We start from the raw sequence: 2,456 nt of genomic DNA, 5'->3' as shown, positions 1-2,456 counted from the left end.
ATTCCTCGAAAGGGGTAGAAAACCGATGCCTGTGTGGAAGAAGAAACCGATTCTGTTATATGCGACTTATTCTGAAGGCCATGCGGAGGTAGTATGATGGTACTTAACCACCGTCGGAGAATCCGATACTCAATCCATGAGCCGTGTACGTTGGCCCGTACGCACGGTTCTGTGAGAGGACGGGGGGGATTCCCCCCTCCTACTCGATAACTGCTGCGTAGTTGAAAAAGCCTTCATTCTGGAGATGTTTAATCCAGAATCTGGTTTTCTAAAGTACGAGATCCTGAATCGAGTTCATGATGACGAAGCGGCTGGAGTGTAGAAAGTCCAAAAACTATCAACTAACAACTAATAATTGAATTAGATGGGGAAAGGCGAAGCTTCAGGAATTGTGACGATTGTGTAGTAATACGTTTTTTGCTTTCTATATTAATTGGGGTTGTAGGTTGATCCTTTGTATAAGTTTGGTATCTTGAGTTAAGAGTTCAGGTACAATTTTGCCTTCGTTGTTGAGCAGCGATAGAAATTTTTCTTCGTTATCTTTAAGTGGAAAAACGGTCCTGACGATTTCTTTTGATGCGCTTACAATTTCGTTGATTAGTTCATCGAAAGGTATTTTCAATTTGCTTTTGTTCAGTACTGGTAGCAGTTGCTTTTTGATCTCTTTCTTGTCAGGTACGAGATCTTTTTCGGAGATTTCCATTAAATTTTTTCTGTTCAATCCTATGTAAACAACAAACGCGATTTTTACTTTTTCCCAATCGATTTCACGAATATGGTTTTTGAGACTGTATAGGTCATAAAAATCACGAGCTGCTTTTCTTGCAAGCATAGCGACAATTTTAGAAGCTAAAAGTTCGTTTGGGTTGAGAATGGGGACTTTTTGTGCTCTGTATGAGCCGATATTTTTCGAATCCATTATTACCGGGTCAAATAGTGGTATTCTGAATTGGTAGTTGATTTCGACCTTAAGATTTCCCCCGGTGCCCATAGCGCTTTCGTACCTTAAGGAATATGAAGTTGCAGCGTCTGTTTTTCGTGAGTTTCGAATTTTGAGTTCCAGGGTTTTGAATGTAGATTCAATGAAATGTTCAAAACCCGGCCGTTCGGCATTAAGTGATTTTCGATCGGGATCTCCTATGAAATTTAGATCAATGTCTACCGACAATCTTGGGATATCGAACAGAAAGAGGTTTAGAGCTGTTCCGCCCTTTAATACGAATTTTCCTTTTAACTCGGGCGTTTTGACAGCTTCATCAAGCCATGATAGAAGTATTAAGACCTTCTCAAGGATTTCAGGACGATATCCTGTATCTTCCGACAGTTTTTGCAGGGTTTCTCTGGAAAGCAAGATTTATTCCTCCCATTCGAGTTCTAACAATGATTCCGGGATTGCCAGGTTCCATTTTTTGGAAACTCGTGTCTTTTCCCTTCTTGAACGATCTAAGTAATGTATTGATTTTGGTTTCAATTTTTCGATTTCATGGAGAAGAGAGCTTTCAACGTTGAATGTTTTGCGATGGGTTTCAAGAAAGAATCCCACTTTTGCTGCTGTTGTGGAATTTTCTAAGAGCCTCAAGTATTCAAGTAGCACTCTCATATCGAGAAATTCGGTCATTTCCAGAGAACGCCATACTTCTTCGATGCCTCCACTAAGGTCCGGTCTATCAAGCATGTCAACGAATGTTCTTTCACGACAGGTAATACGTACCTTTAGTCCCTGGATATCTATCTCCTTTACACCGTAATTAACTTTCTTTTTTTTCAAAAGGGTGGTTGGTGGTTTGACCGGTTTGTAATATATATCCCTGAACTCAAAAGGCTTGATGTTTCTATTTGTAATGAAGGTTCTTACGTTATGTATTGAATAAGCACTCCCATAATATTCTTGGGCAGTGTGATAAGCCAGAATCGAGTCTGAAGTTCGTTTGCCTGCTACCAAAAAAGGGTTGGGAGAGAAGTTTTCTGGATTAGCATTAGCCGGGACACTGGCATAGAGACTTCTACATATTTTGATAATCCTTCCTTGCTTTAAGTGATAGTTTAGAAGAAGGTAATAGTTTTTTTCTGCCTTTGATTTCCAGCTTTTGAGATATTCTTTTAGTTCTGTTGTGGTAAAAACTGGATAGCTAGCGAAAAAGGAATCAAGTTTCATAGACATCACCTTTTTGACAATGTGGAGCGTAATATATAGTATTATTATATATTTTGGTGGTCATTGTCAAGTGGTGCTGGGAACCAGCGGAGCTGTGCGCTGCGAGGCAGTGGCTATGCTGAGCTTCGCTGATGAAGTGCTGGACTACGTCCAGGAGGCTCACGACGTTGACGCTCACGAGGTTGAGGCTTGCGGACGCTGATGAAAAGCCGAGAATCCGAGAGTCCGAGAGTCCGAGAAAAAACAAGACGCTTGCGAGGCTGTCAGCTGATGGAGCGACGCTCACGAGGTCGAGGCTTGC

Annotated in this window: 2 protein-coding genes; both read right to left on the bottom strand. The window is 41.2% G+C overall.

What is annotated here, in order from left to right:
* Positions 1–424: 424 nt before the first annotated feature.
* Positions 425–1,351, bottom strand: a complete 927-nt coding sequence (locus tag DU53_RS11500) for a nucleotidyl transferase AbiEii/AbiGii toxin family protein (RefSeq protein ID WP_082853937.1) — start codon at positions 1,349–1,351, stop codon at positions 425–427.
* A gap of 3 nt (positions 1,352–1,354) precedes the next feature.
* A complete protein-coding gene (locus DU53_RS11495; protein WP_063728782.1) occupies positions 1,355–2,155 on the bottom strand; it encodes a type IV toxin-antitoxin system AbiEi family antitoxin domain-containing protein in 801 nt (266 codons plus the stop codon).
* Positions 2,156–2,456 lie beyond the last annotated feature (301 nt).

Source organism: Kosmotoga sp. DU53, from assembly GCF_001639905.1.
In the GTDB taxonomy this organism is placed as follows: Bacteria; Thermotogota; Thermotogae; order Petrotogales; family Kosmotogaceae; genus Kosmotoga; species Kosmotoga olearia.
The sequence above is the reverse complement of the archived record's forward strand: the minus strand, read 5'-3'. Positions and strand labels throughout refer to the sequence as shown.

Excerpts from the sequence above, each read along its gene's own strand:
- DU53_RS11495 (WP_063728782.1), bottom strand. The coding sequence starts at position 2,155 with ATGAAACTTGATTCCTTTTTCGCTAGCTATCCAGTTTTTACCACAACA.